Annotated in this window: 18 protein-coding genes and 1 rRNA gene; 17 read left to right on the top strand and 2 right to left on the bottom strand. The window is 42.0% G+C overall.

Annotated features, from left to right (window positions below):
- Positions 1 to 118 precede the first annotated feature (118 nt).
- The 13 genes from QM873_RS07915 to QM873_RS07855 all read left to right on the top strand — a co-directional run bounded on the left by QM873_RS07915 (position 119) and on the right by QM873_RS07855 (position 14,510).
- A complete protein-coding gene (locus tag QM873_RS07915) occupies positions 119 to 1,726 on the top strand; it encodes a ribonuclease Y (RefSeq protein WP_048715288.1) in 1,608 nt (535 codons plus the stop codon).
- 210 nt (positions 1,727 to 1,936) lie between these two features.
- On the top strand, positions 1,937 to 2,566 hold the full coding sequence (gmk, locus tag QM873_RS07910; RefSeq protein WP_006596846.1) for a guanylate kinase: 630 nt from the start codon (positions 1,937 to 1,939) through the stop codon (positions 2,564 to 2,566).
- A 27-nt stretch (positions 2,567 to 2,593) separates the two neighbouring features.
- Positions 2,594 to 2,908 carry a DNA-directed RNA polymerase subunit omega gene (gene rpoZ, locus QM873_RS07905; protein ID WP_006596845.1) on the top strand — a complete coding sequence of 105 codons (315 nt, stop codon included), beginning with the start codon at positions 2,594 to 2,596 and terminating at the stop codon, positions 2,906 to 2,908.
- A 62-nt stretch (positions 2,909 to 2,970) separates the two neighbouring features.
- Positions 2,971 to 5,361 (top strand): primosomal protein N', encoded by a 2,391-nt coding sequence (locus QM873_RS07900; protein WP_414279124.1) that lies wholly within the window; start codon positions 2,971 to 2,973, stop codon positions 5,359 to 5,361.
- 11 nt (positions 5,362 to 5,372) lie between these two features.
- On the top strand, positions 5,373 to 6,308 hold the full coding sequence (gene fmt / locus QM873_RS07895; protein ID WP_414279123.1) for a methionyl-tRNA formyltransferase: 936 nt from the start codon (positions 5,373 to 5,375) through the stop codon (positions 6,306 to 6,308).
- Complete coding sequence (rsmB, locus tag QM873_RS07890; protein ID WP_414279121.1) at positions 6,298 to 7,611, top strand: 16S rRNA (cytosine(967)-C(5))-methyltransferase RsmB; 1,314 nt, start codon at positions 6,298 to 6,300, stop codon at positions 7,609 to 7,611. The genes fmt and rsmB overlap by 11 nt, the downstream gene beginning before the upstream one ends.
- 21 nt (positions 7,612 to 7,632) lie before the next feature.
- On the top strand, positions 7,633 to 8,373 hold the full coding sequence (locus QM873_RS07885) for a Stp1/IreP family PP2C-type Ser/Thr phosphatase (protein ID WP_048715296.1): 741 nt from the start codon (positions 7,633 to 7,635) through the stop codon (positions 8,371 to 8,373).
- Positions 8,370 to 10,241 carry a Stk1 family PASTA domain-containing Ser/Thr kinase gene (gene pknB, locus QM873_RS07880; RefSeq protein WP_195348307.1) on the top strand — a complete coding sequence of 624 codons (1,872 nt, stop codon included), beginning with the start codon at positions 8,370 to 8,372 and terminating at the stop codon, positions 10,239 to 10,241. Before QM873_RS07885 ends, pknB begins: the two co-directional genes overlap by 4 nt.
- Positions 10,242 to 10,372: 131 nt before the next feature.
- Complete coding sequence (gene liaF, locus QM873_RS07875; RefSeq protein ID WP_048691924.1) at positions 10,373 to 11,068, top strand: cell wall-active antibiotics response protein LiaF; 696 nt, start codon at positions 10,373 to 10,375, stop codon at positions 11,066 to 11,068.
- Complete coding sequence (locus QM873_RS07870) at positions 11,065 to 12,084, top strand: envelope stress sensor histidine kinase LiaS (protein ID WP_048691922.1); 1,020 nt, start codon at positions 11,065 to 11,067, stop codon at positions 12,082 to 12,084. Before liaF ends, QM873_RS07870 begins: the two co-directional genes overlap by 4 nt.
- Complete coding sequence (locus QM873_RS07865) at positions 12,062 to 12,694, top strand: response regulator transcription factor (protein ID WP_048789433.1); 633 nt, start codon at positions 12,062 to 12,064, stop codon at positions 12,692 to 12,694. The genes QM873_RS07870 and QM873_RS07865 overlap by 23 nt, the downstream gene beginning before the upstream one ends.
- A gap of 44 nt (positions 12,695 to 12,738) precedes the next feature.
- Complete coding sequence (locus QM873_RS07860; RefSeq protein ID WP_343094245.1) at positions 12,739 to 14,145, top strand: bifunctional Cof-type HAD-IIB family hydrolase/peptidylprolyl isomerase; 1,407 nt, start codon at positions 12,739 to 12,741, stop codon at positions 14,143 to 14,145.
- Complete coding sequence (locus QM873_RS07855; RefSeq protein WP_048715304.1) at positions 14,142 to 14,510, top strand: S1 RNA-binding domain-containing protein; 369 nt, start codon at positions 14,142 to 14,144, stop codon at positions 14,508 to 14,510. Before QM873_RS07860 ends, QM873_RS07855 begins: the two co-directional genes overlap by 4 nt.
- 51 nt (positions 14,511 to 14,561) lie before the next feature.
- On the opposite strand, the gene cysK is transcribed toward QM873_RS07855, so the two are convergent.
- Together cysK and QM873_RS07845 are read right to left on the bottom strand one after the other, a co-directional pair.
- Entirely contained in the window at positions 14,562 to 15,491 is a 930-nt protein-coding gene (cysK, locus tag QM873_RS07850) for a cysteine synthase A (protein ID WP_048715306.1), read from the bottom strand.
- A 91-nt stretch (positions 15,492 to 15,582) separates the two neighbouring features.
- Positions 15,583 to 16,215, bottom strand: a complete 633-nt coding sequence (locus tag QM873_RS07845; protein ID WP_048715308.1) for a YigZ family protein — start codon at positions 16,213 to 16,215, stop codon at positions 15,583 to 15,585.
- Between the two features lie 55 nt (positions 16,216 to 16,270).
- Between QM873_RS07845 and QM873_RS07840 the strand changes: the two genes are divergently transcribed.
- From QM873_RS07840 to QM873_RS07825, 4 genes are all read left to right on the top strand, one after another.
- A complete protein-coding gene (locus tag QM873_RS07840; protein WP_129270673.1) occupies positions 16,271 to 17,569 on the top strand; it encodes a DEAD/DEAH box helicase in 1,299 nt (432 codons plus the stop codon).
- A 62-nt stretch (positions 17,570 to 17,631) separates the two neighbouring features.
- A complete protein-coding gene (locus QM873_RS07835; RefSeq protein WP_129270675.1) occupies positions 17,632 to 18,237 on the top strand; it encodes a ComF family protein in 606 nt (201 codons plus the stop codon).
- Between the two features lie 87 nt (positions 18,238 to 18,324).
- The gene (hpf, locus tag QM873_RS07830; RefSeq protein WP_006596830.1) at positions 18,325 to 18,870 is read left to right on the top strand and encodes a ribosome hibernation-promoting factor, HPF/YfiA family; all 546 of its coding nucleotides are present in this window, start codon (positions 18,325 to 18,327) and stop codon (positions 18,868 to 18,870) included.
- A 295-nt stretch (positions 18,871 to 19,165) separates the two neighbouring features.
- Positions 19,166 to 19,226: ribosomal RNA gene (locus QM873_RS07825) — 16S ribosomal RNA — on the top strand; the annotation flags it as partial.

The following is a 19,226-nucleotide window of genomic DNA, read 5'->3' as shown; positions in this document are numbered from 1 at the left end:
AATGATAGCAGAAATAGATTAGTTTTCGCTAGAAAATTTGTTTGTTAATTTTGTAAAAATATGATAAAATAATAAAGAATTTTTTAATTCAACTATTCATTAGATTAGGGGTAAAAACATGGAATTTGGAATTGCAATTGTTTTTGCCGCAATCATTGGTTTAGTCATTGGATATGTAGGGATCTCAGTCAAGATGAAAGCATCGAAAGAGGCTGCAGAACTTACTCTTTTAAATGCTGAACAAGAAGCAACGAATTTACGTGGACAGGCAGAGCGCGAAGCTGATTTGATTTTGAAAGAAGCTAAGCACGAGTCTAGTTCACTTAAAAAAGAAGCACTTTTGGAGGCAAAGGAAGAAGCCAGAAAATATCGAGAAGAAGTCGATGCTGAGTTTAAATCAGAGCGTCAAGAATTAAAACAATTAGAAACCCGCTTAGCGGAACGTTCGAATAATCTTGATCGCAAAGATGACAATCTTACGAGCAAAGAGCAAGCTCTTGAACAAAAAGAGCAAAGTCTTTCAGATAGAACTAAACACATTGATGCGCGTGAAGAACAATTACATGAGCTAGAAAAGAAGAAAGAAGAAGAATTAGAAAAAATTGCTTCTCTGACTCAATCGGAAGCACGTGATATTATCTTAACGCAAACAGAAGAACGACTTTCCAAAGAGATTGCGACTCGAATTCGAGAAGCAGAAGTGGAAGTGAAAGAACGTTCAGATAAAGTTGCAAAAGATATCCTGGTTCAAGCCATGCAACGGATGGCCGGGGATTTTGTGGCAGAACAGACCAACTCAACGGTTCATTTACCAGATGATGGAATGAAGGGCCGGATTATTGGTCGCGAAGGTCGAAATATCCGAACCTTCGAAAGCTTGACAGGTGTGGATGTGATTATTGATGACACTCCAGAAGTAGTCACCCTGTCTGCATTTGATCCGATTCGTCGGGAAATCGCACGAATGACCATGGAAAGTCTCTTGAAAGATGGTCGCATCCATCCAGCTCGGATTGAAGAGTTGGTAGAGAAGAACCGTTTGGAAATTGACCAACGGATTCGTGAATATGGTGAAGCAGCAGCCTATGAAATTGGCGCACCAAATCTACATCCTGATTTGATGAAGATTATGGGACGCTTGCAATTCAGAACTTCTTATGGACAGAACGTCTTGCGTCACTCCATTGAGGTTGCTAAGTTATCTGGTATTATTGCTAGTGAGCTTGGTGAAAATGCTACCTTGGCTCGTCGAGCTGGTTTCCTTCATGATATTGGTAAAGCCATCGACCGTGAGGTAGAAGGTAGCCACGTAGAAATTGGTACTGAATTAGCTCGTAAATACAAAGAGCATCCAGTTGTTGTCAATACGATTGCTAGTCACCATGGTGATGTTGAACCAGAAAGTGTCATCGCAGTTATTGTTGCAGCAGCAGATGCCTTGAGTGCAGCGCGTCCAGGTGCCCGGAGCGAGTCTCTTGAAAGCTACATCAAACGCCTGCAAGATCTTGAAGAAATTGCAAATGGCTTTGAGGGAGTTAAGACAAGCTTTGCCTTGCAAGCAGGTCGTGAAATTCGAATTATGGTCAGCCCTGAAGAAGTCAAGGATGATAAGTTGACCATCTTGGCTCATGATATCCGTGAGAAGATTGAGTCCAACTTGGAGTACCCTGGTAACATCAAGGTAACCGTTATTCGTGAATTACGTGCCATTGATTATGCAAAATAGAGCTTGTTAAAAGCCATATATAAAAGATAGTCAGCGAAGGTGGAACAACCTTAGTTGGCTATTTTTTTGTGAGTCGTGTTAAAAATGGGTTAGCACAGATGAAATGGTTCATTGGTAGAGAAGTGGTTAGGGCCTTGCCTCTAGGAAAAATCTGTTGAAAAATCTTTCTATTTTTGTTACACTAGATAGAAAGACAGCGAAGGAGATAAAATGGCGGATCGAGGATTATTAATCGTTTTCTCAGGGCCCTCAGGTGTTGGGAAAGGAACGGTTAGACGTGAGATTTTTGAAAGCTCAGATAATCAGTTTCAATACTCAGTATCGATGACAACACGTGCACAACGTCCAGGTGAAGTGGACGGAGTAGATTATTTCTTCCGGACACGTGAAGAATTTGAGGAATTGATTCGTCAAGGTCAAATGCTCGAATATGCTGAATATGTTGGCAATTACTATGGGACTCCCTTGACCTATGTGAACGAAACCCTCGATAAAGGGATCGATGTTTTCCTTGAAATCGAGGTGCAAGGGGCTTTGCAGGTCAAGAAAAAGGTACCAGATGCCGTCTTCATTTTCTTAACTCCTCCAGATTTGGATGAATTGCAAGACCGTTTGGTTGGACGCGGCACAGATAGTGCGGAAGTCATTGCCCAGCGGATTGAAAAAGCAAAAGAAGAAATTGCCCTCATGCGGGAGTATGACTATGCCATTGTCAACGATCAAGTACCTTTGGCTGCAGAACGTGTTAAACGTGTGATTGAGGCAGAACATTTCCGTGTTGATCGGGTCATTGGTCACTACCAAGAAATGCTTCCCAAAGCCACTCAAGTGGTACGATAATTAGAATAGGAATTAGGTAAAAAGATTATGATGTTAAAACCATCTATTGACACATTGTTGGATAAAGTACCGTCAAAATACTCTTTGGTTATTCTTGAAGCCAAACGAGCTCATGAGTTAGAGAGTGGTGCAACTCCTACTCAAGAATTTCAATCAGTAAAATCTACCTTGCGTGCCTTGGAAGAGATTGAATCAGGAAATGTGGTGATTCACCCAGATCCAGAAGCTAAGCGTGAAGCGGTTCGTCGTCGAATCGAAGCAGAACGCTTGCGTAAAGAAGAAGAAGAGCGTAAAATTAAAGAACAAATCGCGAAAGAAAAAGAAGATGGTGAAAAAATTTAAGGTTGGGTTCGCTCAATCTTATTTTTTGCTATTTAGCGCTAGGACAGGAAGGAGGTGGAAGCATGCTAGCACAAGTCATCGTTGATGTTCCCTTGATGCAAACAGACAAGCCCTATAGCTACCAGGTACCAGAAGAGTTTTCTCCTTTCTTGGAAAAAGGAATGCGGGTGCATGTTCCCTTTGGAAAGGGAAATCGGCTCATTCAAGGGATTGTGGTTGGCCTTGAAGAGACCACTCTAGCAGTTAAAGATCAAGAATTGAAAAATATCGTGGAGGTCTTAGACTACCAACCAGTTCTAGGAGAGGAGCAATTTTGGCTGGCAGATCAGTTGCGAAAGACGGTTTTTGCCTACAAGATCACCCTCTTGAAAGCCATGCTACCGAGTGTTTTAAATTCTTCCTATGACAAAATTCTCCATCCGACAGAATTGTTATCGCCAGAGGATCGAGAAGACATTTTTGGAACAGCGACCAGCTTGGCCTTTTCTTCTTTGGATATTGATGCACAAGCACGAATGATGCGACTGACTCGTAAAGGAGAGTTGGAAGTAGAATACCAAGCAGTGGATCGTAAACATATCAAAACAGAAAAATGGTATCGAGTAAATCAACCCCTACTTGAAAATTTGGAAATCGCTAAGAATGCTAAAAAGCGCTTGGCCTTGCGAGACTTTGTCCAAGGTCAGGAAGAAGATGCGCCTTTGAGTGATTTATTGGCGGAATTCTCTCGTCCAGTTGTGAACTATTTCATCGATCAGGGAGCCTTACTGATTTTTGAGAAAGAAGTCAATCGTGCGGCTGCCTACTTTAAAGACAAAGAGTCGACAGAGGCCTTGGTTTTAAATGCTGAACAAGAACGAGCCGTTCAAGCGGTAACCAGCAAAATAGGGCAACCTTCCAAACCTTTTTTGCTAGAAGGAGTGACAGGAAGTGGGAAGACAGAGGTTTATCTCCAAATCATCCAAGAGGTGCTAGAAAAGGGAAAAACAGCTATTATGTTGGTTCCCGAAATTTCCTTGACGCCTCAAGTGACGGATCGCTTCATTTCTCGCTTTGGGGATCGAGTGGCCATCCTTCATTCAGGTCTATCCAACGGTGAAAAATACGATGAGTGGAGACGTGTTGAACGTGGAGAAGCTCAAGTGGTCGTAGGAGCGCGGTCTGCTATCTTTGCACCTCTGAAGAACCTAGGGGCCATTATTATCGATGAAGAACATGAGGCTACCTATAAACAAGATAGCAATCCTCGCTACCATGCGCGTGAAGTGGCCTTACTACGAGCTCAGTATCACCAGGCTGTTTTGGTCTTGGGGTCGGCGACACCTAGTCTAGAAACACGAGCCCGTGCAGGAAAAGGAGTCTATGAATTTCTTCAATTGACCCAACGAGCCAATCCTCTTGCCCGTATTCCAGAGGTGGAAGTGATTGATTTCAGGGATTATATTGGCCAGCAAGAATCCGGAACCTATACGCCTAAGTTGCTGGAAGCGATAGCAGAACGTCTGCAACGAAAAGAGCAAGTCGTCCTCATGCTCAATCGCCGGGGTTATTCCAGCTTTGTTATGTGTCGGGAGTGCGGTCAGGTAGATACCTGTCCGAATTGTGATATCTCCTTGACCCTTCACATGGATACCAAGACGATGGATTGCCATTATTGTAATTACCACAAGGGCATCCCAACAGTCTGCCCTAATTGCCAAAGTCGATCGATTCGTTATTACGGGACGGGGACCCAGAAGGCCTACGATGAGCTACAAGAAATTTTCCCCGAGGCTCGTATTCTGCGGATGGACGTTGATACTACTCGGAAAAAAGGGAGTCACGAGGCCTTGTTGGACCAGTTTGGTCAAGGGCAAGCGGATATTTTACTGGGGACCCAGATGATTGCCAAGGGCTTGGATTTCCCCAATGTAACGCTAGTCGGTGTCCTCAATGCTGATACAGCCCTAAATTTGCCTGATTTTCGCTCGTCAGAGCGGACCTTCCAACTGTTAACCCAGGTGGCAGGACGAGCCGGTCGTGCGGATAAAGAAGGACAGGTTCTAATCCAGACCTATAATCCTCATCATTATGCCATTGAATACGCAAAACGCCAAGATTATGAAGGGTTTTATGCCTATGAAATGAAGGTGCGTCATCAGTTGGGTTATCCACCTTATTATTACACGGTAGGTTTGACCCTCTCTCACAAACAAGAAGAGGTCGTGGTTAAAAAAGCTTATCAGGTGATGGACCTGTTGAAAGCAGGGCTATCGGACCAAGTCCAAATCTTGGGACCAACGCCAAAACCGATTGCTCGTACGCATAATCTATTCCATTACCAGATTCTGTTGAAGTACCGGTTTGAAGACCACTTACCACAGGTTTTAAATCAGATTTTGGACTATACTCAAGAGCGGGAAAATCAAGATCTTCGAGTCAGCATTGACAATGAACCGCAAAGTTTTATGTAGAAGGAGAAAAAATGACAAAAATACTATTTATGGGAACGCCTGATTTCTCAGCTACAGTCTTAAAAGGCTTGATTTCTGATGAACGCTATGAGATTCTAGCCGTTGTGACCCAACCAGATCGAGCAGTTGGTCGTAAAAAAGAAATTCGAATGACACCAGTAAAAGAAGCGGCTTTAGAAGCGGGCTTGCCAATCTACCAGCCGGAGAAACTATCTGGAAGCCAAGAACTAGAAGACTTATTGGCTTTGGGAGCAGATGGGATTGTCACAGCAGCCTTTGGACAGTTTTTGCCGAGTCGTTTGTTAGAGGCGATGAAGTTTTCTGTCAACGTGCACGCTTCTCTTCTTCCAAAATACCGTGGTGGAGCGCCTATTCATTATGCCATCATGAATGGGGATAAAGAAGCTGGTGTGACCATCATGGAAATGGTCAAAGAGATGGATGCTGGAGATATGATTTCTTCTCGCGCCATCCCTATTTTAGAGGAAGACAATGTGGGAACCCTATTTGAGAAATTGGCTCTTGTTGGCCGGGATCTTCTTTTAGAAACTCTGCCAGCTTACCTTGCGGGAGAGCTTAAGCCCCAACCGCAGGATTCCCAACAAGTCACCTTCTCTCCAAATATCAAGCCAGAAGAAGAACGCCTGGATTGGACACGGACCAACCGTGAACTCTTTAACCAAGTTCGAGGCATGTATCCTTGGCCAGTTGCCCATACCCTATGGAAGGGTGAACGCTTTAAGATATACCAAGCAAAACCGTGTGAAGGTCAAGGAGAACCAGGGGAAATTTTAGCTCTCCATAAAAATGAAATCGTTGTTGCGACGGGTGAGGGAGCCTTAGCCTTGACCCTTGTTCAGCCAGCTGGTAAACCCAAGATGGCTGTCGGAGATTTCTTAAATGGTTTGGGGCGACAACTGCAAGTAGGTGATCAATTTGGTAAATAAGATGCAGACTGCACGAGGGGTGGCCCTATCTACTCTAGGAGAGATTTTCCAGGACGGTGCTTTTTCAAATATCGCCCTCAAAAAATCCTTGGGCAAGGCAACCTTGTCAGATGTGGATAAAAGTCTAGTAACCGAAATCGTCTATGGGACGGTTTCACGCAAACTAACCTTGGAATGGTATCTATCGCACTTTGTCGCTGATCGGGACCAAGTAGATCCCTGGATCTATCATCTTTTATTGATGAGCCTCTATCAGTTCGTCTATCTGGAGAAAATTCCTCCCCATGCTGTTGTCCATGAAGCAGTAGAGCTTGCCAAGCAACGGAAGAAGGGGAGTGAAAAATATGTCAATGCTCTCTTACGGAAAATGCTACGAGAGGAGCTTCCATCAATTGACCAGATTAAACGAATCAACAAACGACTTTCAATCCGCTATTCTCTTCCGGTTTGGTTGGTGAAAAAGTTGATGGACGAGTATGGTGAACAGCGGGCCATTGCGATTTTTGAGAGTCTCTATGTTCGCAACAAGGCTAGTGTTCGTGTTGTCGATCTGGATCAAAAAGAAGAGATCAAGGAGCAATTGCAGGCATCGGATTCCTTGTTGGCCTCAACAGCTCTTGTGAAAGAAAATGGCTATTTTGCAGGCTCTGATTACTTCAAACAAGGGAAATTAACCATTCAAGATGAGACCAGTCAATTGGTCGCTCCGGCTTTAGAGGTCCAACCATCAGACCAGGTATTAGATGCCTGTGCAGCACCTGGGGGCAAGACCACCCATCTAGCTTCTTATCTAGTAGATGGGAAGATCACAGCCTTGGACTTGTACGATCATAAGCTCCAATTAATTCAGGAAAACGCGGAACGTCTGGGAGTTGCAGATAAAATTCAGACAAAAAAACTGGATGCCAGCCAGGTCTTTGAAGCTTTTGGAGCGGATGCCTTTGATAAAATCTTGGTAGACGCCCCTTGCTCTGGGATTGGTTTGATCCGCCGTAAGCCAGACATCAAGTACAATAAAGACAATGCTGACTTTGCGTCTCTACAGGCGATTCAATTGGAAATATTGGATGGAGTTTGTCAAAGTGTGCGGAAAGATGGTATAATAGTCTACAGTACATGCACAATTATAGGAGAAGAGAATTTTGATGTGGTTGACCAGTTTTTAGAAACCCATCCAAATTTTGAACTCGTGCCATTAGATCATGAACGAAAAGATATTCTGAAAGATGGCTGTATTTTAATTACACCAGAATTGTATGGAAGCGATGGTTTCTTTATTAGTCGTTTTCGAAGAATATCGTAATCTCAGGAGGATACGGACAGTATGGAAATTTCTATCTTAACCGATGTAGGTCAAAGACGGACAAATAACCAAGACTATGCAAATCAATATAAAAATAAAGCGGGAAAATCCATGGTTTTTCTAGCTGACGGGATGGGGGGGCATCGTGCTGGTAATATTGCTAGTGAGATGGCTGTTACCGATCTCGGCGCTGCTTGGGTAGCGACTGAAATCAGCACCATTAACGAAGTCAGAGAGTGGTTTGCGGAGTATCTGGAAAAAGAAAACCAGCAGATCCATCGCATTGGTCAAGATGAAGAACATAAAGGAATGGGAACAACTCTCGAAGCTGTTGCCGTTATTGATGACCAAGTCTTATTTGCGCATGTAGGGGATTCCCGAATTGGACTCGTGCGTAATGGGGAATACCATCAATTGACCAGTGACCATTCTTTAGTAAACGCCTTGCTCAAGGCAGGACAGATTACGGAAGAAGAGGCAGCTCATCATCCCCAACGCAATATCATCACCCAATCCATTGGACAAAAAGATGAATTGCAACCGGATTTTGGTATGGTTACGGTTGAAGCAGGAGATTTCATTGTTATTAATAGTGATGGATTAACCAATATGATCTCTGGCGATGAAATCCGTGATATCGTTGTTAGCGATTTATCGGTTGAAGAAAAGGCAAAAACCTTGGTTCGCTTTGCGAATAATGCTGGCGGTTTGGACAATATTACAGTTGTACTAATCCACTTTGCTGAGGAGGATGTGGCATGATTCAAATCGGCAAAATTTTTGCCGGACGATATAAGATAATCCGTCAAATCGGGCGTGGAGGGATGGCAGATGTCTACCTCGCTCGGGATTTAATCTTAGATGGTGAAGAAGTTGCAGTTAAAGTACTGAGGACCAATTACCAAACAGATCCAATTGCAGTTGCACGCTTCCAACGAGAGGCCAAAGCGATGGCAGATTTGGATCATCCAAATATCGTTCGGATCACGGATATCGGTGAAGAGGATGGCCAGCAATACTTGGCGATGGAATATGTCGCTGGTTTGGACTTGAAACGTTATATCAAAGAAAATGCCCCTCTCTCAAATGAAGAAGCTGTTCGCTTGATGGGGCAAATCCTCCTTGCTATGCGCTTGGCGCACACGCAAGGCATTATTCACCGTGATTTGAAACCTCAAAATGTCCTTTTAACATCGGACGGAAATGCCAAGGTATCTGACTTTGGGATTGCAGTAGCCTTTGCAGAGACCAGTCTCACCCAGACCAACTCTATGTTGGGTTCGGTTCATTATTTATCACCAGAGCAAGCCAGAGGATCGAAAGCTTCTATTCAAAGTGATATCTATGCAATGGGGATCATTTTCTACGAAATGCTGACGGGTCATATCCCTTATGATGGGGATAGTGCAGTGACCATTGCGCTGCAACATTTCCAAAAACCACTTCCGTCCATCATTGAAGAGAACAAAAATGTTCCGCAGGCTTTGGAAAATGTGGTGATTAAGGCCACAGCGAAGAAACTATCCGATCGCTATAAGTCGGTAGCTGAAATGTATGTCGACTTGTCAAGTTGTCTATCTTATGAACGCCGTAATGAGAAAAAATTAGTCTTTGATGACGCTTCAAAAGCGGATACTAAGACCCTACCAAAGGTGAATGTGGTTCCAAAACCGGCTCCACTTCCAACATCAGAGGTTCGTCCTACAGTTCATGAGGACCGACCAGTGGCTTCAGAGGATCGAACAGCTCCAGTTTCTCTAAAAAATAAGCCACGTCGTCGTTTGCGGACGCGCTACAAGGTCTTGTTTGTAGCCCTAGCTTTGGTACTAGCTGCCTTTGCCTTTCTTCTTTATATGAGTCCAGCCAACAAAACAGTTCCGGATGTATCTGGAAAAACGGTAGCAGAAGCGCGTGCTATCATTGAAGATCAGGATCTTCAAGTGGGAGACGAAAAAGAAGAATACAGTGATTCGGTGCTGGAGGGCTATGTAATCCGTACCAATCCAAATGCAGGAGCTCAGAAAAAGGAAAACAGCAAGGTTGATTTGGTTGTCTCGAAAGGGCCAAGCACCTTTGATATGCCGGACTATACTGGTAGGTCTAGAGAAGATGCGGAAAACGATCTGAAAACCACCTATAAGCTTTCTAGCAAGCTGATTTCGATTGAAGAAGTCGAGACCAATGAAGTGGAGCCAGGAATCGTGCTTGAGCAATCTCCTGCTGCTGGTCAAAAATATGATTTGACTTCTAATACCAAGGTTGTTCTGAAAGTATCGAAGGAAAGTAATTCAATCGAGTTACCAAGTTATGTTGGTTCTTATTATGAATTTGCTGTCTCTAATCTCGTTCAAATCTACGGGGTGAAGGAAGCAAATATTGAACGGAAAACCACATCGCATCTTCCGGCTGGTGTAGAAGTCTTACCAGGTCAAATTGTGAGTCAGACTCCAGAAGCTCAATCGAGCATTGATATTAAAAAGACTCGCATTGTCTTGACTATATACGAACCGAAGACGGAACCATCAAGTAGCACGAAAGCTTCAAGCAGTTCATCAGAAAGCTCAAGCTCTACAACAGTGGAATCCCATTCCAATACGGAGCCTTCAGCCTCTTCTGAACCAGAGTCGTAACGTGATGACTCTATAAAACCAGACCCAATCGGTCTGGTTTTTTTAGTACAGAGAGAGTTGTTAACGAATCCTTCTAGAGTCTGAAGCGAATCCCTTGGAATTTTGATAAAATAGAATGGAGAGGTTCAATTATGTGGAAGATTCAATTGTTTGTGTTTGTTGAAGCTTTGTTACTCACCATGGCTGCAATCACTATTTTGGCGGGAAATATATCTCGTATCGTCCTAATCGTGGTCCTTTGCTTGCTTCTATTGTATTATTACATTGGAAAACAGCGGAGTAATTTTCTTTTAGTGGCATCCAGCATTCTGCTGTTTTTTATTGTCATGTTAAATCCTTACGTCATCGCTGCGCTTTTGTTTGCCGTTGTCTATGCCATGCTGGTGGCTTATCCCTATTTTTACCGTGAAAATGAAGAAGTGAAGATAGATTATGAGGAAGATGTAGAAATCCGACAAGAGAAAACACCTTGGATTGGGGATCTGCATCATTTTTCAAAGGTAAACTGCCATTTTCGTGATTTAACGATTACTCGTTTAGTGGGGCGGGATACGATCCATTTAGACGAAGTGATTGTTGTGAATCATGACAATGTCATCATCATGAGAAAGATGTTTGGCAATACGAAAATTATTTTGCCGGTGGATGTGGAGCTGAGTTTGCAGGTGAATACCTTATATGGAGAATTGCGCCTCTTCTCTCAAAAACCTAGGAAATTGAGAAATGAGACAGTAAGCATGGAGACACCGAATTATCGAAGTTCCCATCGAACAGTGAAACTTGTTATTGCGGGGATTGTAGGAGATGTGGAGGTCGTCAGAGGATGAAACGAACAGACTATCTTTTAATCTTCCTTTATACGGTCTTAATTCTAGCTGTTATTATCCATTCTATTTTTGGTCTTTTCGACTTTCAGTGGACTTATCTATTGGAAGATTTATCCAAACTGCGTGCTTTTCTGTTTATTGGTTTTGGCTTGACGGTTGCTCTGACTATTTTGATGATTCTATTGATTAAATTGATTCAATTTACAATCATGAACACCGTCCAAAAAAACCTGAGAAACTTGCTCGAAGGCAAGAAGCTAAAACTCGGAGAAAACAAAGAGATTAATGAAGAGTTTCAACGCTTGGATCGCAAGCTCAAACGCCTGACAGAAAATTTGCAACGAACAGAAAATCGAGTCATGCAAAATGAAGAAGAGATTGTCGAAAGAGAGCGACGGCGAATTGCCCGAGATCTCCATGATACGGTGAGCCAGGAATTATTTGCAGCTAATATGATTTTGTCTGGTGTAGCCAGTCAGGATCAAGTTCTTCAACTCCCTAAAGTAGGGCAACAGTTGAAGGGGGTCACAGAAATTCTAAATACTGCTCAAAACGATTTGCGGATTCTATTGTTACACTTGCGGCCGACAGAATTAGAAGGTCGAAACTTGGTAGAAGGTCTCCAGGTGATTTTTAGAGAACTACAAGAAAAGAGCAATTTAGAAGTATACTTTGAACACGATGTTCAAAAGTTACCAAAAACTATTGAAGAGCATATTTTTCGAATTGTACAAGAAGTAGTGAGCAATACACTAAAACATGCCCATGCGAAGCGCTTGGATGTTTATCTGTTGCAAACAGAACAATCTCTCCATCTGAAATTAGCAGATGATGGAGTGGGATTTGATCCAGAATCTTTGGGTGAACTAAGTTACGGTATGAAGAATATTCAGGATCGAGTAGATGACATGGCAGGAAGAATTAAGATTTTGACCAGTCCCAAAAAGGGAGTGGCTATTGATATTAAAGTGCCATTAGTAGAAGGAGAAGATGATGAAATTATTACTAGTAGATGATCATGAAATGGTCCGATTAGGCTTGAAAAGCTATTTAAGTATGCAAGATGGAATTGATCAAGTCCTAGAGGCCAGTGATGGTCAAGAGGGTGTTGAGTTAGCCCTAAAGGAGCGACCAGATGTCATCATTATGGATATTGTCATGCCCCATATGACCGGGATTGAAGCGACACTCGCAATCCTAAAGGAGTGGCCAGATGCAAAAATATTAATCCTGACATCCTATTTGGACAATGAAAAAATCTATCCTGTCTTGGATGCGGGAGCCAAGGGCTATATGCTCAAAACCTCTAGTGCAGAGGAAATTTTACGGGCCATTCGCAAGGTGGAGCAAGGAGAGTTGGCAATTGAGACAGAGGTCAGCCAAAAAGTAGAGTATCGGAAAAACCACGTGGAACTCCATGATGACTTGACAGCGCGTGAACGAGATATCTTAGCTTTGCTAACCAAAGGATATGAAAACCAACGAATTGCTGATGAGTTATTCATTTCATTAAAAACAGTCAAGACCCATGTATCGAATATTTTGTCAAAATTAGAAGTGAGCGACCGTACTCAGGCAGTGGTCTATGCCTTCCAGCATCACTTGGTTTCTCAGGAAGATTTTTAGTCAAAAACATGCTATAATAGACAGCATACTGAATGGAGACCTACATGGATGCAAAAACACGCTACAAAGCAAAAAAGATTAAAATAGTATTTTTTGATATTGACGATACCTTACGAAACGTTGAGATCGGCTATGTTCCGGCTTCGGTCACCAGAGTATTCTCTCAATTACGAGAAAAAGGAATTTACACAGCTATTGCTAGTGGAAGAGGGATTTTTGGAGTGCCAGAAGAAATCAAGGCTCTCCAACCTGACTTTTACGTCACTCTGAATGGTTCTTACGTGATTGATCGTAAGGAGCATGTCATTTATGAAGAAAGGGTACCAAATCCACTTGTTCAGGACTTTATTGCTTGGGCTAAGCAGGTAGGGATTCATTATGGTTTGGTTGGGAGTCATCAAGCAGCTCTTTCGACTCGGACAGAAGAGATAAGTCGGGCTATTGACCCCATTTATCCAAAGCTACCAGTAGATCCCGATTTTGCTGCAAAACATCCCATTTATCAGATGTGGACTTTCGAGACTGGTAAAACAGTTGATGCCCTACCTGAGAATTTGGAGCAAAAATTGCGTTTGGTTCGCTGGCACCCAATCTCATCAGATGTTGTCTTAGATCAGCAATCAAAAGCTCATGGTGTCTCAAAAGTAGTCGAAAAATTGGGATTCAAACCAGAAAATGTCTTAACATTTGGGGATGGATTGAACGACTTAGAACTATTTGACTATGCTGGTTTAGCGATTGCCATGGGGAATGCCCAGGATGCATTAAAAGCTAAAGCAGATTATGTCACAAAAAATTTAGAAGAAGATGGCATCTTACATGCCTTAGAGGAGTTAAAAATGGTTGAAAAAGAATTGCACTTACCACAAACAAAAATGGATCAAGAAACAGGACCAATTGCGACGATTCATACCAACTATGGAGATATGAAGATTCGTCTCTTCCCTGATCAAGCACCGAAAACAGTAGCAAATTTTATTGCACTTGCAAAAGATGGCTACTACAATGGAGTGATTTTCCACCGCATCATTAAAGATTTCATGATCCAAGGTGGGGACCCAACTGGAACAGGTATGGGTGGAGAATCCATCTATGGAGAGTCTTTTGAAGATGAATTCTCAGAAGAGTTGTACAATATCCGTGGTGCGCTATCCATGGCCAATGCTGGTCCAAATACCAACGGTAGTCAATTCTTCATTGTTCAAAACCAACACCTTCCTTATTCTAAAAAGGAAATTGCCCGTGGTGGTTGGCCTGAAGCCATTGCAGAGATTTATGCAGAAGAAGGAGGAACTCCTCATTTGGACCGTCGTCACACAGTATTCGGGCAATTGATGGATGAAGCTTCTTATCAAGTATTGGATACAATTGCGGCTGTTGAGACAGGTGCCATGGACAAACCTAAAGAAGACGTGGTCATGGAATCGATTGACATTGAGGGAGAGGCATGAGAATCGGGGATAAACTCAAGGGTGTTGTGACAGGCTTGCAACCTTATGGAGCCTTTGTTGAATTAGAGACAGGGGTAACCGGTTTGATTCATATTTCTGAAATCCGCAGTGGATATATCGACAACATTCATGATATCTTAAAAATTGGGGATCAAGTTTGTACCCAGGTTATTGATATAGATGAATACTCTGGGAAGGCTAGCTTGTCCCTTCGAGCCTTAGAAGCTGGGAACAGAAAGCATTTTCGCCATCATCGTTTTTCAAATGATCGCCATAAGATCGGTTTTACTCCTTTAGCCAAACAATTACCTATTTGGATTAAAGAAAGTAAAGAATTTTTGAGTGACACCAGTCAGGGAAAATAAGAATTTGTTTCTGCAGATAGAAAGAAAAGAGGCTACATCGTAGCCTCTTTTTTATTCTTGATCAAAATCGTAAAGGGTAGTTGAAAGGTAACGTTCCCCATTATCCGGTGCCAAAGCCAAGACTTTTTTACCAGCTCCAAGCTCTTTAGCGACTTCAATTGCTGCATAGATAGCGGCAGCAGATGAAATCCCAACTAAGAATCCTTCTTTTCCACCAATGTAGCGACCTAATTCTAAAGCTTGTTCAGAAGTGACGCGGATTACGCCATCATAAGAATTGGTATCCAACGTTTCTGGAATGAAACCTGCTGACAATCCTTGGATTTTGTGTGGTCCAGGTTTTTCACCAGAAAGAATCGCTGATTCATCTGCTTCAACTGCATAGACTTGGACAGCTGGGTTGACTTTTTTCAAGGCATGAGAAACACCTGAAATAGTTCCACCAGTTCCAACACCACTGACATAAGCATCCAATCCATTTGGTCCGAAAGCTTCTAAAATTTCTTGTCCTGTTGTTGCTTCATGGACTTCTGGGTTGGCGCTATTGTTAAATTGGAGGGGAAGGAAACCGTTTCGTTCTGCAGCGATTTCTTCTGCTTTAGCGATAGCTCCTTTCATTCCTTCACTACCTGGAGTTAAGACAAGTTCTGCTCCATAAGCTTGAATGATTTTTCGACGTTCAACACTCATGGTTTCAGGCATGACGATAACCACTTTATACCCTTTGGCAGCTCCGACCCATGATAAACCGATTCCTGTATTTCCGCTGGTTGCTTCAACGATAGTAGAACCAGGTTGAAGAAGTCCATCTCGTTCTGCTTTTTCAATCATGCTAAGAGCAATCCGGTCTTTGACAGATGAACCAGGGTTGAAGGCTTCTAATTTAACATAGACCTCAGCAGCCCCTTCAGGTACTAGGTGATTCAATTTTACAATAGGTGTTTTTCCGATTAATTCTGTAATATTTTGATAGATTGGCATACGATATACACTCCTTTGTTAGTGTATCCAGTATACCGCCAGTAAGAAGGTTTGTAAAATATAAAAAAGCTATCAAGGTGATAGCCTTTTTTTATAACGGGATAGGAACTTCCACTTCCTTTAACCCCTGATCACTAATCTCAACTTTTCCATGGTAAAAATCAATCAGTTCCGCAATCACATCCTCTTTTTGCTCTTTATCTACATAGATCAGACTAAAGACAGCATCGGTGAAGTCTGTCTGGAATTCTGTTAATTGGTGAGCGGATAAAAAGTTCGCAAACTCTTGGTATTGGGGGTAAGTTAAGCTAATCCCTAGACCAACCTGCTCTTTTATTTCAACGAGACCGATTTCTTTTACAGCTTGTGCGACACTGCCAGCATAAGCGCGAATGAGTCCACCGGCTCCTAGCTTGATGCCTCCAAAATAACGAGTGACGACACAGCAGACATTGGTCAGTTCGTGATTCTCTAAAACACCAAGCATGGGCACGCCAGCAGTCCCACTCGGTTCGCCATCGTCACTGGTCCGTTTAATTTCAAATTGCTCTCCAATGACAAAAGCAGAACAATTGTGAGTTGCCTTATAATGTTCCTTTTTGATAGCGGCTATAAAGTCGCGTGCTTCCTCTTCAGTATAAACTCGTTTAACATGGCAAAGAAAGCGGGATTTTTTAATTTCTTCTTGGACGAGACCGTCCTCTTTAAAAGTCTTGTATTCCATACATTTATTTTACAAAAAAACTCTTAAAACTGCGAGCTTTTACGAATATATAAGTATGAAACTTGAAGATTGTTATGGACGCTTGTTCACCCAAGACCAACTGGAGGATGACCTGCTTGAGCAGGCTCAGCAACTACCAGCTATAGTGCAGGAAAAGACGGCGTTGACTTGTAATCGGTGCGGAACCCAGATTGATAAGACTAGATGGAAACTACAGATAGGAAGCTACTATTGTAGAGCCTGCATTCAATTAGGAAGAGTTAGGAGTGACCAAGCACTCTACTACTTTCCCCAACAAGCCTTTCCGCAAGAAGAAGTCTTAAGATGGCAGGGAACCTTAACTCCTTTTCAAAGTCGGGTTTCCCAGGAGTTGGTTCAATCCTTAACAGAAAGCAAGCCGATGATGGTACACGCAGTAACAGGAGCAGGTAAAACGGAAATGATGTACCAAGTGGTGGCGGAAACGATTAAAAAAGGGACATGTGTGTGCATTGCTACACCAAGGATTGACGTGTGTATTGAATTGTATAAACGGATGACGCTGGACTTTTCCTGTCCCATCTCCTTGTTGCACGGTGATTCAGACCCTTATTTCCGAACGCCTCTTGTCATATCCACTACTCATCAACTACTCAAATTTTACCAAGCTTTCGATCTCCTCATAATCGATGAAGTCGATGCCTTTCCTTTTGTTGACAACCCCGTTCTCTATCATGCCGTTTCAAATGCAGTGACCAAGAATGGGAAGCTCATCTATTTGACAGCTACCTCCACAGAAGAATTGGATAAAAAGGTCAAAAAACAGGAGATAAAACGCGTTAGCCTACCTAGACGCTTTCATGGCAATCCCCTTGTGGTCCCTAAGAAAATATGGTTAAAAGATCTACGTAAAAAAGTAGAAAAGAAACAAGTGCCAATGAAGTTGCTCAAGCTAATAAAAGAACAACGGAAGACCTCCTTCCCCCTAATCCTATTTGTATCAGAAATCGAATTAGGAGAAAAAATCCTCATTCTATTAAGGAAGGCCTTCAAGGATGAAAACATCGAACTGGTAACCTCTAAAACGGAAAATAGGTTGGAATTGGTAGAAAAATTTCGCAATCAAGAAATCACCATCCTTGTGTCAACGACCATTCTTGAACGGGGGGTCACCTTCCCTAAAGTAGACGTGTTCGTGATTGAGGCCAATCATCGACTGTTTACCAAGAGCGCTCTGGTTCAAATCGCTGGTCGTGTGGGAAGAAGTATGGAAAGACCCACAGGGGAATTACTATACTTGGCAGAAGGTAGTAGCAAAGAGATGACACAAGCTATTAAAGAAATAAAAGAAATGAATCGGGAGGCAGGTTTTTGAGTAATTGTTTGCTATGTGATGAAGAGATTTTCAATCAAGAATCCTTAAAGAGCCTCATCCTAATGAAAAAGGATAATCCAACAATGTGTGACAACTGTAAAAACAAGTTTGACCCAATTAGTGAAGCTAGTTGCCGGTCTTGTTATAAGAAATCCTCAGAAACCTATTGTGAAGATTGCCAAGAGTGGAAACGAAAAGGAAAGAAGGTAAATCATAAAGCGCTTTATTATTATAATGAAGAAATGAAGGAATATTTTCAAAGGTACAAATTTCAGGGTGACCAATTGTTAGCTTGTCTCTTTGCTGAAGAAATGAAGGCAGAACTAAAAAAATATAAAGGCTATACCATAGTTCCCATACCTTTAAGCGATGCGAGAAAAAAGAAAAGGGGCTTTAATCAAGTAACAGCCATTTTAGATTCTGCGGGGATCCCCTATCAAGACCTATTGAGAAAAAAGGATACAAAGGCCCAATCACAAAAAAATAAAAAGGAAAGATTGAAAGCAGAACAAGCCTTTGAACGTATAGAGCCAGAAAATCAAAGCTGGCCAGAGAATATAGTGATAGTGGATGATATCTATACAACAGGAGCAACCATCGAAAGAGCTAAAGAAATGTTAATTGTAAATGGGGTGAAAGAAATAAGATCTTTTTCAATAGCAAGATAGAATAATCAAAAATATATTTGCAAAAACAAAATGAAAGCGTTATAATAAAGATATAAAAAGAAAAACGTTTAGAAAGAAGGTACTTATATGATTAAATATAGTATCCGTGGTGAAAACCTAGAAGTAACAGAAGCCATTCACGACTACGTCGTTTCTAAACTCGAAAAAATTGAAAAATATTTTCAAGCAGAGCAAGAATTGGATGCCCGCGTAAATCTAAAAGTTTATCGTGAAAAAACTGCGAAAGTTGAGGTCACGATTCCACTTGGTTCCATTACACTTCGTGCAGAAGATGTTTCTCAAGATATGTATGGATCAATCGACTTGGTAGTTGATAAGATTGAACGTCAAATTCGAAAGAATAAAACAAAAATTGAAAAGAAAAATCGTAGCAAATCTGCAACCAGCAAAATCTTTACAGACGCTCTGGTTGAGGAAAGTGTTGCTCTTGAAAAAGTTGTCCGCACAAAAACGATTGACATTGAACCAATGGAACTAGATGAAGCCATCCTACAAATGGAACTATTGGGACATGACTTCTTCATCTACAAAGATGTGGAAGATAACACAACAAACGTCATCTACCGTCGCGAAGATGGAGATGTAGGACTTCTTGAAGTCAAAGAAAAATAAGCTAATACACTAAGAAAGCTCCTGTAGAACATACAGGAGCTTTCCTATATTATAAGAAGATAAAGTTTCTAAAATCAAAAAAACAATAAAAAATTTAAAAAAATAGAAAAAAGATATTGACAAGGTCATATGGTCGTGATATACTAATATAGTTGTCGCGCGAGAGCGACAAAGACCTTTGAAAACTGAACAAGACGAACCAATGTGCAGGGCGCTACAACAGAAGTTGTAGTACTGAACAATGAAAAAACAATAAATCTGTCAGTGACAGAATGAGTTTAAGACAAACAATTATTTTAATGAGAGTTTGATCCTGGCTCAGGATGAACGCTGGCGGCGTGCCTAATACATGCAAG

This window comes from Streptococcus australis, assembly GCF_047463015.1.
GTDB classification, from domain to species: Bacteria; Bacillota; Bacilli; order Lactobacillales; family Streptococcaceae; genus Streptococcus; species Streptococcus australis_F.
This window is presented reverse-complemented; position numbering and strand designations above follow the sequence as displayed.